This window comes from Collinsella sp. LCP19S3_H3 (genome assembly GCF_052119145.1).
Taxonomy (GTDB): Bacteria; Actinomycetota; Coriobacteriia; order Coriobacteriales; family Coriobacteriaceae; genus Collinsella.
The window spans coordinates 50,805-72,145 of sequence record NZ_JBQKFW010000010.1; the positions used below are offsets into that span (position 1 = coordinate 50,805).

At 56.0% G+C, this 21,341-nt stretch carries 18 protein-coding genes and 1 tRNA gene; 15 read left to right on the forward strand and 4 right to left on the reverse strand.

The annotated features are described in order from the left end of the window. The first annotated feature begins 192 nt into the window (after positions 1-192). The 9 genes from rpmH (at position 193) to ACTQZF_RS06685 (ending at position 5,228) form a co-directional block, all read left to right on the forward strand. On the forward strand, positions 193-327 hold the full coding sequence (gene rpmH / locus ACTQZF_RS06645) for a 50S ribosomal protein L34 (RefSeq protein WP_019127408.1): 135 nt from the start codon (positions 193-195) through the stop codon (positions 325-327). Between the two features lie 20 nt (positions 328-347). After that, a complete protein-coding gene (rnpA, locus tag ACTQZF_RS06650) occupies positions 348-686 on the forward strand; it encodes a ribonuclease P protein component (protein WP_154516785.1) in 339 nt (112 codons plus the stop codon). Then, positions 683-907, forward strand: coding sequence for a membrane protein insertion efficiency factor YidD (gene yidD, locus ACTQZF_RS06655; protein WP_154516787.1), 225 nt, complete (start codon positions 683-685; stop codon positions 905-907). Before rnpA ends, yidD begins: the two co-directional genes overlap by 4 nt. A 29-nt stretch (positions 908-936) precedes the next feature. Next, the gene (locus ACTQZF_RS06660) at positions 937-1,707 is read left to right on the forward strand and encodes a YidC/Oxa1 family membrane protein insertase (protein WP_441554865.1); all 771 of its coding nucleotides are present in this window, start codon (positions 937-939) and stop codon (positions 1,705-1,707) included. 44 nt (positions 1,708-1,751) lie between these two features. Beyond that, positions 1,752-2,321: a Jag family protein gene (locus tag ACTQZF_RS06665; RefSeq protein ID WP_154516793.1), complete on the forward strand. Its 570-nt coding sequence runs from the start codon at positions 1,752-1,754 to the stop codon at positions 2,319-2,321. Positions 2,322-2,423: 102 nt separating this feature from the next. After that, the gene (rsmG, locus tag ACTQZF_RS06670) at positions 2,424-3,155 is read left to right on the forward strand and encodes a 16S rRNA (guanine(527)-N(7))-methyltransferase RsmG (RefSeq protein WP_441554875.1); all 732 of its coding nucleotides are present in this window, start codon (positions 2,424-2,426) and stop codon (positions 3,153-3,155) included. A 130-nt stretch (positions 3,156-3,285) separates the two neighbouring features. Further along, on the forward strand, positions 3,286-4,086 hold the full coding sequence (locus ACTQZF_RS06675; RefSeq protein WP_441546453.1) for a ParA family protein: 801 nt from the start codon (positions 3,286-3,288) through the stop codon (positions 4,084-4,086). Between the two features lie 19 nt (positions 4,087-4,105). Continuing rightward, positions 4,106-4,984 (forward strand): ParB/RepB/Spo0J family partition protein, encoded by an 879-nt coding sequence (locus ACTQZF_RS06680; protein WP_441554866.1) that lies wholly within the window; start codon positions 4,106-4,108, stop codon positions 4,982-4,984. Beyond that, entirely contained in the window at positions 4,974-5,228 is a 255-nt protein-coding gene (locus ACTQZF_RS06685) for a hypothetical protein (protein ID WP_154516796.1), read from the forward strand. Before ACTQZF_RS06680 ends, ACTQZF_RS06685 begins: the two co-directional genes overlap by 11 nt. A 192-nt stretch (positions 5,229-5,420) precedes the next feature. Here the strand turns inward: ACTQZF_RS06685 and rlmN are convergent, their stop codons facing one another. Next, complete coding sequence (gene rlmN / locus ACTQZF_RS06690; RefSeq protein WP_441554867.1) at positions 5,421-6,473, reverse strand: 23S rRNA (adenine(2503)-C(2))-methyltransferase RlmN; 1,053 nt, start codon at positions 6,471-6,473, stop codon at positions 5,421-5,423. An 85-nt stretch (positions 6,474-6,558) separates the two neighbouring features. On the opposite strand from rlmN, the gene ACTQZF_RS06695 reads away from it, so the two are divergent. Together ACTQZF_RS06695 and ACTQZF_RS06700 are read left to right on the forward strand one after the other, a co-directional pair. After that, positions 6,559-7,524, forward strand: a complete 966-nt coding sequence (locus tag ACTQZF_RS06695) for a D-alanine--D-alanine ligase family protein (RefSeq protein WP_427748142.1) — start codon at positions 6,559-6,561, stop codon at positions 7,522-7,524. Beyond that, entirely contained in the window at positions 7,518-10,412 is a 2,895-nt protein-coding gene (locus ACTQZF_RS06700; RefSeq protein WP_441554868.1) for a helicase C-terminal domain-containing protein, read from the forward strand. The genes ACTQZF_RS06695 and ACTQZF_RS06700 overlap by 7 nt, the downstream gene beginning before the upstream one ends. On the opposite strand, the gene ACTQZF_RS06705 is transcribed toward ACTQZF_RS06700, so the two are convergent. Both ACTQZF_RS06705 and ACTQZF_RS06710 read right to left on the reverse strand, forming a co-directional pair. Beyond that, positions 10,409-11,326, reverse strand: a complete 918-nt coding sequence (locus ACTQZF_RS06705; protein WP_441554869.1) for a helix-turn-helix transcriptional regulator — start codon at positions 11,324-11,326, stop codon at positions 10,409-10,411. The genes ACTQZF_RS06700 and ACTQZF_RS06705 overlap by 4 nt on opposite strands. Continuing rightward, positions 11,313-12,335: a helix-turn-helix transcriptional regulator gene (locus ACTQZF_RS06710; protein ID WP_441554870.1), complete on the reverse strand. Its 1,023-nt coding sequence runs from the start codon at positions 12,333-12,335 to the stop codon at positions 11,313-11,315. Before ACTQZF_RS06710 ends, ACTQZF_RS06705 begins: the two co-directional genes overlap by 14 nt. 198 nt (positions 12,336-12,533) lie before the next feature. Between ACTQZF_RS06710 and ACTQZF_RS06715 the strand changes: the two genes are divergently transcribed. Both ACTQZF_RS06715 and ACTQZF_RS06720 read left to right on the forward strand, forming a co-directional pair. Continuing rightward, positions 12,534-15,644: a hypothetical protein gene (locus ACTQZF_RS06715; RefSeq protein WP_441554871.1), complete on the forward strand. Its 3,111-nt coding sequence runs from the start codon at positions 12,534-12,536 to the stop codon at positions 15,642-15,644. 20 nt (positions 15,645-15,664) lie between these two features. Then, the gene (locus ACTQZF_RS06720) at positions 15,665-15,883 is read left to right on the forward strand and encodes a hypothetical protein (RefSeq protein ID WP_427729007.1); all 219 of its coding nucleotides are present in this window, start codon (positions 15,665-15,667) and stop codon (positions 15,881-15,883) included. Positions 15,884-15,945: 62 nt separating this feature from the next. Here the strand turns inward: ACTQZF_RS06720 and ACTQZF_RS06725 are convergent, their stop codons facing one another. Then, positions 15,946-19,377, reverse strand: coding sequence for a SpaA isopeptide-forming pilin-related protein (locus tag ACTQZF_RS06725; protein WP_441554872.1), 3,432 nt, complete (start codon positions 19,375-19,377; stop codon positions 15,946-15,948). Between the two features lie 298 nt (positions 19,378-19,675). On the opposite strand from ACTQZF_RS06725, the gene ACTQZF_RS06730 reads away from it, so the two are divergent. Further along, positions 19,676-19,750, forward strand: a tRNA-Gly gene (locus ACTQZF_RS06730). 191 nt (positions 19,751-19,941) lie between these two features. Continuing rightward, entirely contained in the window at positions 19,942-21,288 is a 1,347-nt protein-coding gene (purB, locus tag ACTQZF_RS06735) for an adenylosuccinate lyase (protein ID WP_154516820.1), read from the forward strand. Positions 21,289-21,341 lie beyond the last annotated feature (53 nt).

Sequence of the window (21,341 nt, forward strand, 5' to 3'; positions counted from 1 at the left end):
AAATATCGTGAAAAGTTGGAGTCATACTCAAAAACTCATCCGGCTTATGGCGGAACCGTGTGAACTGCGCAACCTTTTACCTTTGATTTCTTGACATTTGAACATTGATTTCCCTACAATCTTCAAGCTCACGTGTCTATATCTGCGTCCGCGCCCTCGCGGACACTCGAAATGCAGCAGGAGGAACTTAAGATGAAGCGTACGTATCAGCCTAATAAGCGTAAGCGTGCCAAGACCCATGGCTTCCGTGCCCGTATGGCCACCAAGGGTGGTCGTGCCGTGCTCGCCCGTCGCCGCGCCAAGGGCCGCAAGCGTCTCACTGTCTAGCAGCGATACACACATCTCGCATGAAGACTATTAAGTCTCGGCAAGATTTCGAGCATGTGTTCAGTCAGGGGCGTCGTTTCAATCATCCTCTGATTCGAATGACCATATGTGAATCGGTTGGCGAAGGCGACTCTGGAAGGGTCGCCTTCGTTGGTGCTAAACGACTCGGTTGCGCAGTTGTGCGCAACCGTTCTAAGCGTGTGATGCGCGAGGCCGCCCGCAGCTGCGGATTTCCCGTTGCGGGTTATGACATCATCTTGTTCGCGACCCCCAAGACGAGGATCTCGTCGCCGGAGGAAATGAACGAGGCATTGCGTTCGCTTGTGATACGCGCCGGCGTTGCCGGGGAGGAGCGATGAGCAATCACGTTTTGCGACGTGTTGCCATCGCTCCTATTCGCATATATCAACAGGTTATTTCGCCCTTATTGCCTGACGCCTGCATTTATTATCCAACGTGTTCTCATTACGCCGTCCAGGCTATCGAGAAATACGGTGTTTGTAGAGGCTGCTGGCTTGCCGTGAGGCGCATCGCTCGCTGCAATCCCCTGCACGTCGGCGGTTATGACCCTGTGCCCTAGCGGGCACTCGCTATCGGAGGAAAAATTACATGTGGGATTGGATTGTTAACATCCTTTTCGAGCTGCTCAAGCTCATCCAGACCTTTGCGGTCGACTGGGGCCTGTCCATCATTATCCTGGTGGTCATCGTCCGTCTGCTGCTGACGCCGCTCATGCTCAAGTCGACCAAGTCGACGGCCCGTATGCAGGTGCTGCAGCCCAAGATGCTCGAGATCCAGGAGCGCTACGCCGACGATCCCCAACGTCAGGCCGAGGAGATGCAGAAGTTCTACAGCGAGAACAAGTTCAATCCGCTGTCCGGCTGCCTGCCGCTTCTGATTCAGATGCCTATCCTCATTGCCCTGTTTACGCTTCTGCGCAACCTGCCGCATTACTTTAACGAGGGCACCTTCTCGTTCTTCAACATTCTGCCCGATCTGACTACCACGCCGAGTGCCTCTTTTGCCGATGGCTTTATGGTCGCACTGCCTGCGCTGGTTTGCCTGATTCTGTTTGCTGTCCTGACCCTGATTCCGCAGCTGTACATGTCGCGCAATCAGACTGGTCAGCAGGCCCAGAGCATGCGCATGATGGCCGTCGTCATGACCGTCATGATGCTCTGGATGGGTTGGAGCCTGCCCGTTGGTGTTCTTTTGTACTACGACGTGTCTTCTGCCTGGCAGGTCATCCAGCAGATCTTTGTGACGCAGAAGGTTATCGATAAGGCTAAGGCCGAAGAGGAGGAGCGTCTTAAGAACGCCCCGCTGCAGGTTGAGGTCATGCGTCGCGAGAAGAAGCCGCGCCCGCACAAGAAGAAGTAGCGGTATAGTAATCTTATTTAGGTACCTAACTTTTGGAGTACGTTATGTCTGAAGAGATCGTCGAGGATATGCTTGAGGAGGTTGCCCCGCAGGCCGCGGGCGATTATCTCGAGATTGCACAGCGCTACAAGGCTGGTGAAGAGCTTACGGACGAAGAACTCGACACCATTGCCGATGTTGCGATTTCTATTCTTCGTTCCATCCTTTCGCATTTCGACGCGGCCAACTCTCCTATCGATGAGTATGAGGGCGACGAGGGCGAACTGATTCTTGATGTAACGGCTCCCGACCTTGCCGTCCTTATTGGTCGTCATGGTCGCACCCTTGATGCCCTTCAGGTTATGTTCTCGCTGTTGGTGAGCCGCAAGCTTGGCTTTAGGTATCCGGTCGTCGTCGACGTCGAGGGATATAAGAGCCGCCGCCAGGACAAGGTTGCCTCTATGGCTCAGTCTGCTGCCGAGCGGGCAGTTCGCACTCACAAAAGCGTTTCACTTCCTCCCATGAATGCCTACGAGCGCCGTCTTGTTCATATTGCTCTTCGCGGCAACGACGCTGTCGACACGCATTCTGAGGGTTCTGACCCCGATCGTCATGTTGTGATTGTTGCTCGATAACCTAAACGAGCTTATCTTAAGGGGGCGTGGTTTCCACGTCCCCTTTTTTTGTCAAAAGTTCTTGATACACTGATTTTTGTCAGATAGGAGTTTGTCTTGTTTGTGCTAACCGATGAGCAGACAAGCCAGATGCTTAGTCGTCTAATTTCGTATTGCGAAGACTATTCTTTGAAGGTCTCCCATGATGCCCTTCGCTCCTGTATTGAGCATCTAGATCTTGTTTTGGAGGCTAATAAGACCACCAATCTTACGCGCATCCTAAATATCGAAGATGCGGCTGTTCTTCATATTCTTGATTCGCTTGTGTTGCTTCCCTATATAGACATAGCTCCAGAAGGCGCTTTGTTAGACATGGGTACTGGTGCTGGGTTTCCTGGTATCCCTTTGACAATTGCTTGCGGACGTAAGGCTACCTATATCGATTCGGTTGGCAAGAAGGTTGATGCCGTCAACTCATTTGTTGAGGCTCTCGGTCTCAAGCATGCTCACGCAGTTCATGATCGTCTTGAAGAATATGCCCGAAGCCATAAGAAACAGTTTGCTGTTGTAACTGCTCGTGCACTTGCACCGTTACCAGTTCTCGTCGAGTATGCTTCACCATTTCTAATAGATAGTGGTCTCTTTGTTATTACTAAGGGAAACCCGTCAGACGTCGAACTTCAGTCTGGTCTAACTGCCGCTAGCATATGCGGGTTCACCAAACTTTTGACAGATGATTTAGATTTGCCAAATGGCTTGGGTCATCGCGAGTTTATCATTCTAAAAAAATCTCGTCCGGCAGCTATTTCGCTTCCACGTGCTAATGGCATGGCGAAGAAGAATCCGCTTGCCTAGATGTTTCACGTGAAACATAATGGATAGTAATTACTTGTTATGTTTCACGTGAAACATAACAGATGATGAATCGGAATGTTTCACGTGAAACATCCTCCGTTTAACAGCTTAAAATACACCAGGAGGGACCGTGGGATTTCGCGACGTTAAGCGTTCGAAGAGCGCAAAAGACACGCGTATCATTGCAATCATCAATCAAAAGGGTGGTGTGGGTAAGTCCACCACAGCAGTAAACCTTGCAGCAGCACTGGGTGAACAGGGTCGAAAGACGCTGATTGTCGATTTTGATCCACAGGGTAATAGCACGAGCGGCTTTGGAATCGAAAAAGAAGAACTCGATAACTGCATCTATGATGCATTGCTGAATGATGTTCCGGCTGAATCGCTTGTTCTTGATACAAATTGCAATAAGGTATTTGTAATTCCGGCTACTATTCAGCTTGCAGGTGCCGAAATTGAGCTTGTAAGCGCAATTGCACGAGAAACACGCTTGAAGGATCTGCTTGAGCCTGTTAAAGATGAGTTTGACTTTATATTTATTGACTGTCCGCCTTCACTTGGCTTGTTGACCATTAATGCGTTGACGGCGGCGGACAGTGTTCTGATTCCGATTCAGTGTGAGTATTACGCACTCGAAGGTGTCACCAAGCTGCTTGAGTCGATGAAGATGGTCAAAACACGCCTAAATAAGAGCCTTGATACCTATGGCGTGCTTATGACGATGTATGATTCGCGAACATCGCTCTCAAATCAGGTTGTCGAAGAAGTGCAGTCGTACTTTGGCGATAAGGCATTTAAGACCTTGATTCCGCGTACGGTTAAAATATCAGAAGCACCGTCGTTCGGTGAGCCGGTAATTACATATGCGCCGCAAAATAAGGGTGCAAAGGCGTATATGAACCTTGCCAAAGAGGTGATCAAGCGTGCCTAATCCTAGGAAGCGTGGCGGTTTGGGTCGCGGACTCAATGCATTGGTATCCGAAGCAGAATATGAGACCGGTGGATCTGCGACGTCCGCATCCAATACTGCTTCGAAAACTAAACTTCCAATCGAAGATATCGTTCCAAACCCCAACCAACCCAGAATTCATTTTAATGAGACCGAGCTTCGAGAGTTGAGTGAGTCGATTCAGGAGCATGGTGTTCTTCAGCCGCTTCTTGTACGCAAGCACGGTAATGGCTATGAGATTATCGCGGGTGAGCGCCGTTATCAGGCTTCTAAGCTCGCTGGACTTGAGGAAATTCCTGTCATCATAAAAGATGTTGATGATGAACAGATGCTTGCGCTTGCATTGATTGAAAATCTGCAACGCTCTGATCTCAATCCCGTCGAAGAGGCTAAGGGATATCGACAGCTCATCGATGCGAGTGGTATGACTCAAGAGGCCTTGTCGAAGGCTGTTAGCAAGTCTCGCTCTGCAATCACCAATTCGCTGCGCCTACTTGATCTTCCAGAGGTTGTTCAGCAGATGATCTTTGAAGGTAAGCTGACTGCTGGCCATGCTCGTGCAATTCTTGCAGTTCCATACGAAGATGCACGAATTAAGTTAGCTGAGAAGGTTGTTGCGGAAGGATTGTCCGTCCGCGCGACAGAAAATCTTGCTCCGTTGTTTTCTGCCGGAGAGACACCAAAAACGCCTCGAACCGCAACGCCTCAGTCTTTTAAGAAGGCGGCACGCGTTCTGCGTCAGGTGTTTAACACGAACGTTCGCGTAAAGAGCTCGCGCGGCAAGAACAAGATCGAGATTGAATTTAAGGATGAAGAGGAACTCTCTCGCATTCTGGGCGAAATCATTCAGTTTGATCAAGGAGGTCAGGATGAGGAATAAAGTTCTGACTGCTGTCGCTTTGGCTGCTACTGTTGCAGTTGGCGCTTTTGCCGGTTATAAGATTGCGACAGATGATGAATTGCGTGGTCGTTTACTTCGCGGAGCGCAGGATATCGTTGATACCTCAAAAAAGAAAATGGATGTTATGACCGAGGACGTTGCCATGCGTACGGCTCAGATGACTAAGAATCCCAAGATCAACCAAGATTGGGTTAATCATCAATGGGAAAATGTAGGCTTTTAGGTACCTAACAATAACTCATCTATTCTGAAGGGTTCCTTGTCTGATCACCAGTACAGGGATCCCTAATATCGTCCTAAATAATGCTGGACATTCGTATGATGCAGATAATCGATGAATATGAAACAGCCCCGGTTGCAATTAAGCAACCGGGGCTTTCTGATGTTTCACATGAAACGTTTGGGCTGGTCGCCCCTACGCATTCTTCTGAACTTTGAAACGCTGCTTGAGTTGGCCGCAAGCCGCATCGATATCGTTACCACGGGAGTTGCGGATCGTGGTCTCGATACCACGGGACTCAAGACGGCGTTGAAGGTCTTCTACCTTATGGATCGGTGACGGCTTGAGCGGGCTGCCCTCAATATCGTTGAGCTGAATCAGGTTGACGTGGCACAGCGTGCCCTCACAGAAGTCGCAGAGCGCCTGCATTTCGGGGTTGGTGTCGTTGACGCCCTCGATCATGGCATATTCGTACGTCGGACGGCGGCCGGTCTTCTCGGTGTAGAGCTGCAGTGCCTCGTGAAGGCGCAGGAGTGTGTACTTCTTGACACCGGGCATGAGCTTATTGCGTGTAGACTGGATAGCGGAGTGCAGCGAGACAGCTAGGGTGAACTGCTCGGGAATATCGTCAAACTTACGGATACCAGGAATAACACCGCTGGTAGACACGGTGAGATGGCGCGCTCCAATGCCGATACCGTCGGGGTCATTAAGGATGCGCAGCGCCTTAAGAACCTCATCGTAGTTGGCAAAAGGCTCGCCCTGGCCCATGAACACTACGCTTGTCGCGCGCTCGCCAAAATCATTGGAAACGTGAAGTACCTGGTCGACGATTTCCTGGGCGGTCAGCGAGCGCCTGAGGCCGTTGAGACCGGTAGCGCAAAAAGCACAGCCCATTCCGCAGCCGGCTTGGGTGGATACGCAGACAGAGAGCTTGTTACGACGGGGCATGCCGACGGTCTCGACAGAAATGCCATCGTGGTACTCGAGTAGGTATTTACGAGAGCCGTCCTTGGACACCTGCTTGGTGAGCTCGGTCGGCGTGTCGAAGGCAAATGCCTCCTTTAACTGCTCGCGGAAAGCCTTGGGAAGGTTGGTCATATCGTCAAACGAACAAACGTTCTTCTCAAAAACCCATTCAATGAGCTGCTTCGCGCGGAAAGCGGGCTGGCCGAGTTCGGCCACGAGCTCGCGAATATCGTTTTGGCTCAAGTCGCGAATGTCCTGAGATTTAGTCCTGGGATTCATGGAAGCCTTTCGATTTTGGGGAAACGTAGGGGGTATCGCTACAATATGGTATCAGCTGCAGAAATCATAGAGGAGGAGTCTGCCCATGCCGGGTAAAAGCCTAGAGAACATGCACGTAGCGGTCTTGGCGGGCGGCCATTCCGCCGAGCGCGAGATTTCGCTCAATTCGGGAAAGAACGTCGTGGTGGCCCTAAAGGAGGCTGGCTACACTTCGGTGGAGCTGCTCGATACGGCTGCCGATGATTTTATGGTGACTATGGCAACTGGCGATTTTGACGTGGCGTTTATCGCCATGCACGGCGCCGGCGGCGAGGATGGCGCCATGCAGGGAGCCATGGAGACGCTGGGTATCCCCTACACGGCGTCGGGTGTGCTCGCCAGCGCGTGTGGCGCCGATAAAGAGGTTTCAAAGCTTCTGTACGCCAAGGCGGGCATCCCCATTGCCCCCGGTTTAGCGCTTGAGGCGGGCGACGAGGTTGATATCGATCGCATCGTTGAGATTTGCGGCGAGCGTTGCTTTGTAAAGCCCGCCGTCAACGGCTCCAGCTACGGCATCTCCCTGGTACACGAGCCCTCTGAGCTGCCTGCCGCCATCGCCAAGGCCTTTGAGTACGGCGATAAGGTGCTGGTCGAAAAGTGCATCGAGGGAACCGAGATTACCGTAGGCGTCTACGGTGAGGATGACGTGCGCGCCCTGCCGATCGTCGAGATTCGCAAGCCTGAGGACTGTGAGTTCTACGACCTGGATGTGAAGTACGTCGATCCCACGGATATCCACCGTATTCCGGCGCAGATTTCGCCCGAAAACTATGCTCGTGCCCAGGAACTAGCCTGTGCGGCCCACAAAGCCCTCGGCTGTCTGGGCATTTCGCGCAGCGATTTTATCGTGAGCGAGGACGGCCCCGTCATCCTCGAGACCAATACGATTCCCGGTATGACCGATACGTCACTGTATCCGGACGAGATTCGTCATACCAAAGACATGACCTTCCCGCAGGTCTGTGACAGTCTGATTCGCATGGGTCTCCGTCGAGCGGGCATTGCATGCTAATCGAGGATGCTGTATCTCCTGGAACGCCGCAGTTTGTCATTGATTCCTATGCAACGCTTGCCGAGCGTGCCCGCACACAATCGTTTGGCCTTATCGAGGAGGATGTTATCGTCCTCGATACCGAGACCACGGGTCTTTCGGTCCAGGACAACGAGCTTATCGAGATTTCCGCGGCCCGTCTTTCGGGCCGCGAGGTCGTTGACCGCTTTGACACGTTTGTGCATCCCAAGCAGCTGATCCCTGCCGAAATCACTGAGCTCACAAGCATCACAAACGCCGATGTGGCCGATGCCCCCTCGGCTGTAGAGGCCGTGGCTGCGCTCGCCGATTTTGTGGGCGGGTGCCCGGTTATCGCGCACAATGCCACGTTTGACCGATCATTCATCGAATCGGTCAAGGGCGGTGTCAACGTCAGCGACATCTGGATCGATTCGCTGGCGTTGTCCCGTATCGCGCTGCCGCGCCTGGCATCGCACAAGTTGTCCTTTATGGCCGATCTGTTTGGCTGCGACTCCGTGTCGCACCGTGCAAATGCCGATGTCGATGCCCTGTGTGGGGTGTGGCGCGTGCTGCTGGTTGCCCTTACGGACTTGCCGCAGGGCCTTATGGCGCGTCTGGCGGATATGCACGCGGATGTTCCTTGGTCCTATCGTCCCATTTTCTCGTTTTTGGCAGGTCAAAACCCCGGCTCGATTTTCTCGCTTGCCGCCGCCCGCGCCGACGTGCTCAAGGCCGATCGCGCCGATGATCGCGTGGATGCCGACGAGCTGCCGGTTCTTAACATGCCGAGCCGCGAAGAGATTGAGGCGGATTATGCCCCCGGTGGTCTAGTCAATCGCATGTATCCCACTTATGAGCCGCGCGACGAGCAGATTGCCATGGCGCTCGAGGTGCGCGACGCGTTGGTTACGGATACGCATCGCGTGATAGAGGCCGGTACGGGCGTCGGTAAATCGATGGCGTATCTCGTGCCCTTTGCCGAGGCCGCCCGCCGAAACAACATTACCGTTGGCATTGCGACCAAATCGAATAATCTTGCCGATCAGCTTATGTACCACGAGCTGCCAAAACTCGCCGAACAGCTGGACGGAGGCTTGTCATTCTGTGCGCTCAAGGGATATGACCACTATCCGTGCCTGCGCAAACTCGAGCGCATGAGCCGAAGTCAGGCCGAGATTACCACCAAGCGCGATCCTGCCGACACGCTCACAGCGGTTGCGGTGATCATGGCGTATGTGTGCCAATCTGCCGATGGTGACCTCGATTCGCTCGGCATTCGCTGGCGCAGCGTCAACCGTCCCGACTTTACGACGGCCTCGCGCGAATGCGCTCGCCGCCTGTGTCCGTTCTTCCCCGATAAATGCCTCGTCCACGGTGCCCGTCGTCGCGCGGCGCATGCCGATGTCGTGGTCACAAATCATTCCCTGCTGTTTCGCAACGTTGCGGCCGAAGGGAGAATTTTGCCTCCCATCCGCCACTGGGTAATCGACGAGGCCCATTCCATCGAGCGCGAGGCGCGCCGCCAGTGGGCGCGCGTGGTCTCGGCAGACGAATCTCGTGTGCTATTTGAGCGCCTTGGCGGGTCGAGCTCCGGTGCATTGAGCCAGGTATCTCGTGATTTGGTGACATCCGAAGGCTCCACGCTTTATCTGGGGCTCACCGCGAAGGCGACGTCTACGGTCGCACGCGCGAGCATGGCACTCGCCGAGGTGTTTGACGGCGTGCGTGAGCTCGGCCGTCGCGCCCGCGGTGGCTACGACAGCGCAAATCTGTGGATTGGCCCCGAGTTGCGCGAGTCGGATGACTGGCATGACTTCTTGCAGTCTGCCAGCGCTGCTATCGATGCCCTGGAGCAGGCGGATAAAAATGTTGCCGCGCTGGTGCAGGCTGTCGCTGCCGATAAACCCGAGGTCGTCGTCGACCTGGGCGATATTTCGCGCCGTCTGCACGAGCTGGCCGAGAACCTCAAGCTCATCATTGACGGCACCGACGAGCATTATGTGTACTCGCTGCAGGTCAACCGCCGCCTACGTGCAGGCGGAGAATCCATGACCGCCGAGCGCATCGACATCGGCGAGGCCCTGGCGAACGAGTGGCTGCCCGAGGTGCATACGGCCATCTTTGCCTCGGCAACCATGACGGTGTCCAAGAGCTTTGAGCACTTTAACCATGCCGTAGGCCTCGATCGCATTGGCGCTTCGGCATCCTCGTCACTACATCTGGATTCGAGCTATGACTTCGATTCGAACATGGCCGTAGTCGTGGCGGGGGACATTCCCGACCCTCGCGACCGCGAGGGCTATCTATCCGCGCTCGAGCGCGTGCTGGTCGATGCCCATCTTGCCATGGGCGGGTCGGTGCTCACGCTGTTCACCAATCGCCGCGATATGGAAGACCTGTATGCTCGGGTTGAGCCCAAGCTGGCGCGTGCCGGCCTGGAACTCAATTGCCAGCAGCGCAATTCGTCTCCCCGTCGCTTGCGCGATCGCTTTATCAACGAGTCGACCTCGTCGCTCTTTGCTCTCAAGGCATTTTGGGAGGGCTTCGATGCCGGCGGCGAGACGCTGAGATGCGTCATTATCCCCAAGCTGCCATTCTCGAGCCCCACCGATCCTCTCTCGTGCGAGCGCAATCTGCGCGAGGACCGCGCCTGGGTACGCTACTCGCTGCCCGAGGCGGTTCTCGAGGTCAAGCAGGCGGCCGGTCGCCTGATTCGTTCATCGACCGATTGCGGCGTGTTGATTTTGGCCGACCCGCGTCTGGTGACGAAGGGTTACGGCAAGAAATTTCTGACATCGCTGCCTACCAGCTCGTATCAGCGCATCGAAACGGAGCAGATCGGCCACTATCTTCAGTTATGGCGCCAAGCGCACGAACGCCATCGCTAAGAACGGAAGGCCATTGCCTCGGCGGCATCACATAGACGCTTTGAAAGGGCGGGGTCGTCTGCGATGCGGATGGCTCCGCCCGCTGCGATAATCTGGCTAAACAGCCAGTTTTCGGAGCTATAGGAAACGGTCACGCTTGCCGTACCCTCCCCATCGGCTTTAATTGACCTGATACCTGCCCACCTCACGCGTTCTGCCATATCGAGCGGCATCAGGAGCTTAACGCTCTGGCTTGCCTGTGCAAGGGAATCGTGCAGGGACGTGGTTTCGGTCGTGTGACGCACGACGGAGTCTTCCGTCAGCAGAAGCTCCTCGATCTTGTCCATACGGTAGGAGCGCTGCCCGTCTGCCTCGACATCCCAGGCAATCAGGTACGTTTGGTCGCCGTTGGTCGTAATCTTTAGGGGGTCGATCAATCGCCTGCGTGGATGCTGGTCGTCCAGGGAGCGGTAGGTGACGAGGCATCGCACGCCATCCTGAATTGCACAGCAGAGTTGCTGCCAATAAGATCCGCGGGCGACGGTATCGTCAACGCGTTGGTTGTATCCGAGTTCCGCCGGAAGGAGTGCGCGCCGGATGCGCGCCGCCGCGCACTCCTCGATTCCGAGTGACTCCAATTCATGGTTGAGTACGGCGCCCTCGGCGGCACTCAGGCGAAGCGGCAGCACACGGCCCGCATCGCCGATGAGAACCACACGTTCATCGCGGCATTCGCAAATGATGCGCGCGCCCGATTCGCGGTCTGCGAGCGTCGAGATGATGCCGATGATCTCGTCGAGCGAAGCTCCGGAGATATCGAAGCGACTGCAGATATCGTCTCGCGTCATGCCCGCCTCGCCGGCGGCATAGAGTGCCTCCATAATGTCGATGGAGCGCGAGAGCCTTTGTTCGCTGGTGAGCTTACGCACGGCCATGAGCGCTCACTGTCCTTTCGATGAGGCGGTTCCACGCCTGCTTGAGTTCGTTGGGCGCTACGGGCCTCATACCGTCAACGCTGTGTTCCATGCAAAATGACGCCGCCGCATTCAGGTCGCGAACGTCAACGGTCCAGGTCCAGCCGTCTTTGGCGTGCTCGAGCCTTCCTCGCCCACGTGTGAGGCCGTGGACCATGTCGGATTGAGCCTGCGGAGCAAACGAGAAAGTTGCCGTGACGGGCTGGCAATCGGAGAAATCGAATTCAAAGAAGAGGTAATCGTTGAGATTGAAGTCCGCGGGAATGGCGTAGGCCCGCGATGGACGCCACGCACGAACGATGCGATCGCAGCGAAAGGTTCTGATTTTGCCGGTGGCGTCATCTAGGCCGCAAAAGTAGGCTGTTCCTTCGCGCTCGAACATGCCGTAGACGCAAACAGTGCGTTGTCGTTGCTCACCCCGTCCGTTTTGATACAAAAAACGCAGCGCGCATCGGTTGGCAAACGCGCTCCATACCGCATCGACCGTCGGCGAGTGAACAACGGGGGGTTCGGCCGTATTCGTCTCGCCGGTAAGATAGGCAATTTTGGAGCGTATGTCGGCGAGCGGGGTCGCAAAGGCCGAAGAGCCCGTGGTGAGGGTCTGATCGATAGCGTTTAGCAGAATGTCGGCATCGTCTGCGGTGATCAAGCCGCCCGCGGCAAACGTATGCTCACGGTCGATTGTCCAGGCGCTCTCCTCGGTCTCCTGGGCACCCGCGGCGCGAACTTCCTTGATCACAATGCCCCGCTCGAGCAGCTTGTCGCGGTCGCGGCGAAATTTTCGCTTATCCGAGTCGACGTTGCCCGATCCGTAGCCTAGGTCAGAATCCAGCACGATCTGCTCGGTAGTTAAGGGCTCAGGGGAACTGTTGAGGACAAAGAAAAGGTTGAGGATACGCTGGGCGGTTTTGTCGAAACCGGGTTCTGGCGCATTTGTTTTGTTTGTCGCGGTCATATCGCTTACCGTCATAGAATCCTCGCATGGGAAGGTTATTTGATGCCATGATTTTAATCCGATATGGAGATTAGGCTATATCCTTGTCCGCTCAGTGCGTTAAGATGCCCAGAATTCGGCCGATTGCGTTCGCTCGGGGTATACTTTCGACTATATACGGTTCTAATGTGCAAGCATTGGGCCTATTTGTCGGATTATGGATGTGGAGCGCACATGGCGAACACCCAGAACTATATCAATCACCTGCTGCAGGGCACGGGCATCACGCCGGCGTGCAGCGAAGAAGAGCGTTTGGCTGCCGAGGATATCGCCCAGATCTTCCGCAATCATGGCTTTGATCCCGAAGTCCAGGAATTTAACGCTCCTGCACCCAGCAGGCTGGCATTTGCCGTCACAGGCATCCTGTCTTTTGCCGGTGCCCTGCTTATGGGTATTGGCGGCAGCATCGGCTTAATCGGTGTTCTGCTGGCCATCGCCGGTGCCGTGTTGTATGTGCTCGAGCGTACCGGTCGCCCTGTTATCTCTCGCCTGGGCAAGACGGGCGTGAGTCAAAATGTCATTGCCTATCACAAGGCCACAGGTCCGCTTGCATCTCCGCGCAACCGTCCGGTGGTTGTTGTCGCCCATTACGATTCTCCGCGTGCCGAGCTCCTCGCTCGCGAACCGTACGCGCCGTATCGCGCGCTCATCGCCAAGATGCTGCCGGTCGCCACGATTGTCCCCGCTGCCGTCGCCATTCTGCGTATACTGCCGCTCCCCGGCGCTCTTAAGGTTCTGCTTTGGATCGTTGCGATCCTCGCCTCTCTTGTGGCGCTCGCCAACGCGGCCAATATCATTGCCAACCGTTTTGTTCTTCCCTATACGTCCGGTGCGGTCTGCAATAAGTCTTCTGTAGCCGCGATGCTCGGTGTCATGGATAACGTTGCCCCTTACCAGGGCGAAAACGAGTTCCCCAACGACATTCCGTTTGATGACTATTTTGGTGAGCAAAAGCGTCGTGCCGAGGAGATGGCGCGCGCGGCGGCTGAGTATGCCGCTGCCCAGCAGCAAAACGACTACGGCAACACGATCGAGTACGAAGAGCCCTCCTACACCGAGGACGAGTTTGGCCAGCCGATCGCTCCCGAATCCGAGCAGGGCGAAGTATTTGACGAGCAGATCGATGGCTTTGAGGGTGCCTCAGCTGACGAAACCCTGATTGGTGTCATTGCTCCCGAGGCTCAGGCTGAAGCCGAGGTTGCTGCCGAGCCGGTCGCGGATGAGGATGTCGTCGAGTCGATTGGGGCGCCCGCTGTCGCTGAGCCGAGCGAGCCCGAGCCCAAGCTGTATCGCAATGCTGCCGGTAATATTCGCTTTGGTTCTGATGCCATTCGTGCCTTGGGGATGCTTCCCGAGTCGTGCACGCTTGATTACGAAGAGGGCGAGGAGCCGACGATCGATCCCGAGTCTGCTTCGGTTGAACCTGTCGCCGCGCCTGCCGACGAGCCCGTCGTCGATACCGAGCCCGAGACGGAACCCGAGCCCAGCCCTGCACCCGAGCCGGACACCGCTGCACCCGCTCCGGTGGTTCAGGATGTGTACGACGATTCCGCCAGCGATTACGATGAGTATCCGCAGCGCGTTTCCTATGAGAGCGATACCGATTTTTCGGCCGATCTACCGGTCGCGACGCCCCATGCCGATATAGCATCTGCGTTCTCTTCGATTGGAGCCAGCGCTTCAAGCTTCTTTAAGGGCGCACTCGCTAAGGGTAAAAAACTTGTCGACGACCTTGAGGAAAAGCGTGCCGCTGCGCGCGAGGTGGCAGAGCAGGAGGCTATTGCCCACCAGCAGGCTGCCGAGGCCGAGCGTGAGCGTGCGGCGCGGGAATTTGAACAGCATGAGGCTGAGCAGCCTGCCGCGACGGAGGTCGCCGAGGCTACGACGTCCTTCGAGGCCCAGCAGCCAATCGACGCCACCGAGACGCTCGATGCCGCGAAGTTCGATGCCACGATAACGTTCGAGAAGCAGGGTACTGCCATCGCCGAGCCCCTTTCTGTTTCCGATGAGTCCCAGGATGCTGCAGATGAGATCGAGGCGCCCGAAGCCGAGCCGGCTGAGAGTGTCGATGCCGAGCAGGTTGAGAACGTTGACGCCGAGACGAACACCGCCGACGAGATTGAAGCCGACGCGACGGTCGTCGTTGAGCAAGAAGAGACCCCGGTGATTTCTAACGCCGATGAGTCCAGGCCGTACTCTACGCAGATCTTTACCATGCCTGCCCCGAGCGATCCCGGCTCCACGGTTGCCAACCCCGCATCGGCGCAGGTCGAGACGGTTGATTCGCTCATGGCACAGATTTCGTCCAAGGCCGCACCGCGTCCGCAGATGAATATCCCCGATCCCGCTTCTGTTCCGGTGCCCACACCTTCTTCTTCGCCGCTTGCCTCGGTCCCCGATCCGTCGCTGCCCTCGATGCAGCAGGCCAACGTCGCATCCCGCACATCCCTCTTCGATCTCCCCGACCCCTCGGCTCAGGCCGACGATCCTTTCGCGACAGCTCAGGGGCCCGAGCCCACGTCGGCACCGGTTGCCCCCTCCATGCCCGTTTCTTCGGGCGCTCAGCCCATCGAAACCATCTCGGCTCCCGTCGCCAAGGAGGCAAAGCCTCAGAAGCGCGGTCTGGGCGGCTTGTTCGGACGCAAAAAGAAGAATGAGCAGAACAGCATGAGCGACTGGCTGGGCGTCGAGGATGACTACGATGCCAAGAAGTCTGGCCGCGGTATCGGCTCTTGGGATAACTTTGAGGACGATGATAACGGCTGGAAGGGCGGTGCCACCTCTTCTGACGGCGCTTCTGCCGAGGACATGCTTTCGGCTGTTGCCTCCATGGGTGATGACGAGCTGCTTGGTCACGATATCTGGTTTGTGGCAACGGGTGCCTCGGATTGTGACGGCGCCGGTATGAAGGCGTTCCTCGAAGCCCATCGCGATAAGCTGCGTGGTGTGTTCTTTATCAATCTTGAGTCCATTGGAGCCGGTAGGCTTTCGGTCGTGACGGTCGAAGGCGAGCAGCAGTTGCTCAAGGGTGATCGCCGCATCATGAATCTGGTCAGCAAGGTGTGCAAGTCGTTCCACGTTGATTGTGGCGCGTTTGAGATGCCCTATGCCAAGACCGATGCCTATGCCGCGCTCGAGGCGAGCCGTCGCGCCCTCACAATTGCCGGTGTCGATGGCCCGCGTCTTGCCTGCGCGCGCACCGAAGACGATTTGCCGTACAACGTCAACCCGACGAACATCGCTACGGTGTCCGAGGTTGTCACCGAGGTCATCCGCCGTTCGTAGCGGACCTCTAAGGAGTTAGTGTGTTTTCATACATCAAACGCCATTGGCCCGTCTATGTGGTTCTGTTTTTGATCGCCATCGCTATGGGTCTGGGGGCCGCATATATCGTGGGCGCTAAGGGGTCGACGCCCAGGTCCACGATGAGCGAAGAGGTGGAGCAAGAGCAGAGTTTGGGTGCCGACGGCATTTCGGATGGCGATCTGGAACTTGTTGACGGCGGGTCTGCGTCTACGGAATAGCCTTTGGTTACATACGCCAGATAACGGGCGAGCCGGCATATCGGCTCGTCCGTTATTTCTACCTACTCCTCTTTTGATGCCGAGCTTAGCCAAGTGAGCCAAATTGCTGTGCCACCGGCGGTCAATAATGCGGTGAGAAAAGAGATGATGGGTGCATTGCCCGTATTTGGAAGATCCTGCGGAATGGCGCATTTTTGAACAACACGATCTTTATCGTGCGACTCGAGTTTTTCGCCTCCTCCGTTGCGGCAAAGGTCAACACGGGCACTGTTGGCGAGTGCGGTTTGGGGCGTATAGGATGAGGTTGCACACATCCGGATGATTGCTCCGTGTAAATCCGATTTGAGGGATGCCGTCGCGTCGTCAAGGTCGTCATGCTCGTCTTTAAGCCCATTGCGATTCCAAGAATCGTTGTCGCGCCGGGTCGTAAAGTCTGCGGAAACCGAGCCATACTCAAAGCGAATCCCCGTGATAACAGCGTCGTCCGAAAGCGTAAGGTCCTTTACTTCGAGGGTGGAAGACTCTGTGGTCGAGACATCGGCTTTCCAAAGACTCCAGCCGTCGTAATCGACAATCCGCACATCCTCGCCCAGCCGCTCTTCGACCTCGGCTGTCTCGAGCCACGGGTTGGTGTGTTCATCGTCAAGTGTGGCGTTGGCCTTTTCCTTTATGCCCAACTTGTCTGCCGGTGACGTTCGATACCAAACATTGCAGAGCCCGTTTAAGTCGCCGACGGCGATCGGGGTTTTAATGGCGACAAGTTTGGCCGTGCCGTCTTTGGCACATTCGAGATCGTCGGTGACGGTGAACTCGTCGACCCAGGTGCTCGATTCGTTTTGAGCGTCGATGGTGTAGGAATAGGAGCCCTTACTGTCGGGTTGCGTCGCCGCCCGGTTTTTACCGTCGCCGTTCGCCACTGTTCCCTTTGCAGTTGGCCGCGCGATTTCTTGTCGCTTGTCGACGCTCCCCTTAATCTCAATCGGTGCATCCGTCATGGTTACGGCCTGGATCTTCCCCGTATCCTCGACTTCAAAGGATACGTCTTCAGCGAGGTCATAGGAGCGCGGGGACATTGTTTCGCGTAGGGTATAAGAACCGGGTTCAAGGTGCTCCACGCGATGGGGCTGCTCGGATGATATCCAAGAATCAATTTCTGTTCCATCGGCGTCGCATAAGACCAGTCGGGCGCCTTTAACTTCATGCTTGTCTGTCATATCGACCTTGGAGAAATCGACCTTGGTGTAATCATTAGGCAATTCGATCTGCGACTCGACCACGGGGACCTTCTGGTCGATATAAGTAAGCTCAACGATATGTGCTGTCCGATCAAGTAGATAGCCGTCGGGAGACTGGGTTTCAACGACTTCGTATCGTGCCGTTCCGCAACCCAGCGAAAGGTTGTCTACGCGAGCTTTACCCTGTTCATCAGTTGTGACGGCGGCAACGGCTTCACCGGCAAGGGCGGCAATGTGGCCATCGGGGCAAACGATATCGTCGGCAGCGCGAATTTCAAACTTGGCACCAGATAGGGCACTGCCGTCTACTGCGTCAGCCTTCGCGATCTCGATGCTTCCGGTTGCCGCGCTGTTGAAATACGAGACGGCGGCGATAGGTGTGAGATCTGCATCGGCAGGAATCGTCACCTTCAGTTCGTCGCCCACAAGGTAGGGCGCTTTGGCTGCGACTTCTCGTACGTAATATGTGCCCGGCTTGAGCGATTCTGGCAACGTGACGGTGCCGGTCGCATTGGTGGTAAAGGTGTTCATAACGTTGTGCGTCGGATACCAGCATGTTTGAGAGATGGGTTCACGGTTGCTGTTGAGCAGCTGAAAACTAAAGCCGGCAAGGGGGACGGAAGCTCCCGTCTGGGCATCGCGTTTGATGATTTGGAGATGTGTCGAAAGGGTGTGATTGTCCACTATGTACTGAAGCTTGGCTCCGTCGGCGATTTGCTCGGGCGCGATGGTCCAATCCTCTGCCCGCTTGAAGCCTGCGGGAACAGTTTCCGGAACCTCGCGAACGGTATACCCCTCACGATCGTAGGGGATGGCTCCATGGACGCCGTCCGGTCGTGTGCCCGCGCCAAACCAGGCCTTGGGCTGGTCTTTGGTGGATGCGAAGCCATAGATATTTGTCGTCAATGTGCCTACGACCTGCTTAGAGCTGTTGCTGACGATTTCAAAGACGACGCCTTCCGCTGGCTGTTCTAATCCCGATTGCTCGCCGTTCCCGTAATCCTTGAACTTGGAAATCTCGAGGTCAAACGCAACATGAGTATTGGGGATGCGGCGTTCGAGCTCAACGACGCCCATGTCGTTTAGTTGATTGGGGCCGACCGTATAGGTCCAGCTGTCATGGGGGAGCAGGTAGCCCTCTGGTGCTTTCGATTCGTAGAGGGTAAAGGTTCCCAGGGGAATGCCGCTTAAGGTCGCCTGGCCATCGCCTTCGGTCGTGAAGGTACGCGTCCACCCAGGGGTAGATTGCGAGACACAGGTAAATTCGGCTTTGGCGAGCGAGGTTCCCGCCTGCGCTCCGGCATTCGTGGCGGCATCGGTTTTGACGACACGCAGCGTGATAGAACCTGGCTGCTCGTTGATTGTGACATGTCCGCCGCTCTTTCCGGTGGTAAAGGCAATGCGATCGCGTCGGGACAGATAGCCTGTCGGCGCTTTGGTTTCGATTAGGTAGTATGCCGTGTTGGGCAAAAGTGTTGCCCGTGCACGACCGTTGCCGTCCATTTTGATGCTGCCGACGTGTTTGTCTGTGTTTTCCTCAAAGATGTTAAACGTCGCCCCACCTAACTGATACGTATCGTTCCCGCTGGTAATGACAGTGTCTGCAGATCTTTTCTCAAAGGATACGTTGATGGTGGGCAAAACGTAGAGCATATCCTGGTGCCGGCCTTCGTTAGAGACGGGTCCGTGATAGCGTCTGGCGCGATGCGGGTCGGCCTTAATATTTCCGGCTTTTGCGTTGTCGTAGAGCCAGCGCGCCGCCGCGACAACCTCGGCGTCTTGATCGAACTTGCCGCTTTTGGCAACGCCGGCGTTGTTTGTATACGCAAAAGAGCCATCGGGGCGCGTGGTTCCTTTGAGCATCCACACGGCAATCTGGGTTGCGGCGCGGGCGCGTTCGGCCGTTAGGTTATGGCCGCCAAATGATGTGGCGGAGGGGTATCCATGGCAGATGACGGCGGCAAACTCGTTGTCGAGCCATGTCCAACCCTGATTGTAGGTCCGCCAGGGTCCTCCTGGGCTGCTGGGGCCGGGGCAGTCTTGGTTCATGCAGTAAGAAATCGAGGCGTCTTGTGCCTCGTACTTGCCAATGCCAAACGGTCCGCACATATCGCTGATGGTGCGAAAACTAAGCGTATCGTTTCCATCGACGGCGCAGGCGGTACCAGGCGTGGCGCAGGCTAGAAACAACAAGAGGAATAGGAGCAGCGGTGCTGTTGCGATTGCGCTGTGGACAGAGTGCGTGGGTGCATTGGACATGGCTGCTCCTTATCCTTTGTGCGCCGCGCTGGGAGATTGCGGCGCGTGGGATGAGATTAGCGCCGGGGGTCATACGGGTAAGTACCGCGAGCTGACCAAGAACTTGCCAAGTTCCCAACAGATGGAGACCGGTTTTAGATAATCAAACAAAAGAGCAGGTAGAAGACGGTGTAAAACAGGTTACTCGAGTCCCTGTTTTCGCAATTCGAGCAACAAGAAGATGTTTTTCCATGCGTAAAACATGGGTTGGCGCCCTTGTATCAAACAAGACAACCGCGTTATACTATCCCCCACATATGCGGGCATCGCCAAGTGGTAAGGCATCAGCTTCCCAAGCTGACACTCGCGGGTTCGAGTCCCGTTGCCCGCTCCAAAAAATAAAAGCACGGCACCGCTGCGGTACCGTGCTTTTTTCAATAAAGCGCCGGGATTCGAACCCGACAAGGTGTGAACGTTAGGCAAATGGCAAAATGTTAGGTTAATACCTGCTGCCTATACTTGCACCTGCGCACGGTACAATGGTTGGGTTACGACCAACGTGCCAATAACCAAAAAGGAGCCGCTATGATCGATCGCTATACCCGCCCGGAGATGGGACACATCTTCTCCCTCGAGAACAAGTACGCCATTTGGCAGGAGATTGAGGTTCTGGCCTGCGAGGCCCAGGCGGAGCTCGGCAAGATCGGTATTTCTAAAGAAGAAGCTCAGTGGATCCGCGACCACGCCAACTTTGAGAAGGCGAAGGTCGACGAGATCGAAGAAGTCACGCGCCATGACGTCATTGCCTTCCTGACCAATATGAAGGAGTATATCGACGCCGATGTTCCCGAGGGCGAGCCTAAGCCCAGCCGTTGGGTTCACTATGGCATGACCAGCTCTGACTTGGGCGATACGGCCCTGTGCTATCAGCTCACCCAGGCCTGCGACCTAATTATCGAGGACGTCAAGAAACTCGGCGAGATCTGCAAACGTCGCGCTTTCGAGGAGCGTAACACGCTCTGCGCCGGTCGCACTCACGGCATCCACGCCGAGCCTATGACCTTTGGTATGAAGTTTGGCTCTTGGGCCTGGGAGCTCAAGCGCGATCTGGATCGCCTTGAGGACGCTCGCAAGAACGTCGCCTTCGGTGCCATCTCGGGTGCCGTTGGCACCTACAGCTCCATCGAGCCGTTTGTCGAGGAGTATGTCTGCGAGCACCTGGGTTTGGTTCACGACCCGCTGTCCACGCAGGTTATCAGCCGCGACCATCATGCCTACCTCGCTGGCGTCCTCGCCACCACGGCGGCCACCTGCGAGCGTATCGCTACCGAGGTTCGCAATCTGCAGAAGACCGATACGCTCGAGGCCGAGGAGCCGTTCCGCAAGGGTCAAAAGGGCAGCTCCGCCATGCCGCACAAGCGTAACCCGATCACCATGGAGAAGGTCTGCGGCCTGTCGCGCGTCGTGAAGTCCAACGCCCAGGTCGCCTTCGACAACGTCGCCCTGTGGCATGAGCGTGACATTTCGCACTCTTCTGCCGAGCGCGTCGCCCAGGCCGATAGCTTTATCGCGCTTGACCACATGTTCCAGTGCCTTATCCGCGTTATCGATGGCCTCCAGCTGTATCCGGCTCGCATGATGGCCAACCTCAACAAGACCCGCGGTCTCATCTTCTCCTCCAAGGTTCTGTTGGCCCTCGTCGATACGGGCATTACCCGTGAGGACGCCTACGCAATCGTGCAGGAAAACGCCATGGCGACCTGGCATGAGGTGCAGGACTGCGTTTCCGGCCCCACCTTCAAGGAGCGCCTCGAGGCCGATCCGCGCTGCACCGTCAGCCAGGAGAAGCTCGACGAGATCTTTGATCCGTGGGACTTCCTCACCCGCATCGATACGGTCTTCGATCGTCTGGAGCAGCTGAGCTTCGAGTAGGTTCGGGCATAACGTTAGCTATTTAGGGCGCTTTGCTGGTAATGTGTGTTGCC

Bases quoted from the DNA above. Each gene is read 5' to 3' on its own strand.
- ACTQZF_RS06705 (WP_441554869.1), bottom strand. From the start codon at position 11,326: ATGGCCGTGCGTAAGCTCACCAGCGAACAAAGGCTCTCGCGCTCCATC.
- ACTQZF_RS06685 (WP_154516796.1), top strand. From the start codon at position 4,974: ATGAGGAATAAAGTTCTGACTGCTGTCGCTTTGGCTGCTACTGTTGCA.
- rpmH (WP_019127408.1), top strand. From the start codon at position 193: ATGAAGCGTACGTATCAGCCTAATAAGCGTAAGCGTGCCAAGACCCAT.
- ACTQZF_RS06700 (WP_441554868.1), top strand. From the start codon at position 7,518: ATGCTAATCGAGGATGCTGTATCTCCTGGAACGCCGCAGTTTGTCATT.
- ACTQZF_RS06710 (WP_441554870.1), bottom strand. From the start codon at position 12,335: ATGACGGTAAGCGATATGACCGCGACAAACAAAACAAATGCGCCAGAA.
- purB (WP_154516820.1), top strand. From the start codon at position 19,942: ATGATCGATCGCTATACCCGCCCGGAGATGGGACACATCTTCTCCCTC.
- ACTQZF_RS06695 (WP_427748142.1), top strand. From the start codon at position 6,559: ATGCCGGGTAAAAGCCTAGAGAACATGCACGTAGCGGTCTTGGCGGGC.
- ACTQZF_RS06665 (WP_154516793.1), top strand. From the start codon at position 1,752: ATGTCTGAAGAGATCGTCGAGGATATGCTTGAGGAGGTTGCCCCGCAG.
- ACTQZF_RS06715 (WP_441554871.1), top strand. From the start codon at position 12,534: ATGGCGAACACCCAGAACTATATCAATCACCTGCTGCAGGGCACGGGC.
- ACTQZF_RS06725 (WP_441554872.1), bottom strand. From the start codon at position 19,377: ATGTCCAATGCACCCACGCACTCTGTCCACAGCGCAATCGCAACAGCA.
- rnpA (WP_154516785.1), top strand. From the start codon at position 348: ATGAAGACTATTAAGTCTCGGCAAGATTTCGAGCATGTGTTCAGTCAG.
- yidD (WP_154516787.1), top strand. From the start codon at position 683: ATGAGCAATCACGTTTTGCGACGTGTTGCCATCGCTCCTATTCGCATA.
- ACTQZF_RS06660 (WP_441554865.1), top strand. From the start codon at position 937: ATGTGGGATTGGATTGTTAACATCCTTTTCGAGCTGCTCAAGCTCATC.
- rlmN (WP_441554867.1), bottom strand. From the start codon at position 6,473: ATGAATCCCAGGACTAAATCTCAGGACATTCGCGACTTGAGCCAAAAC.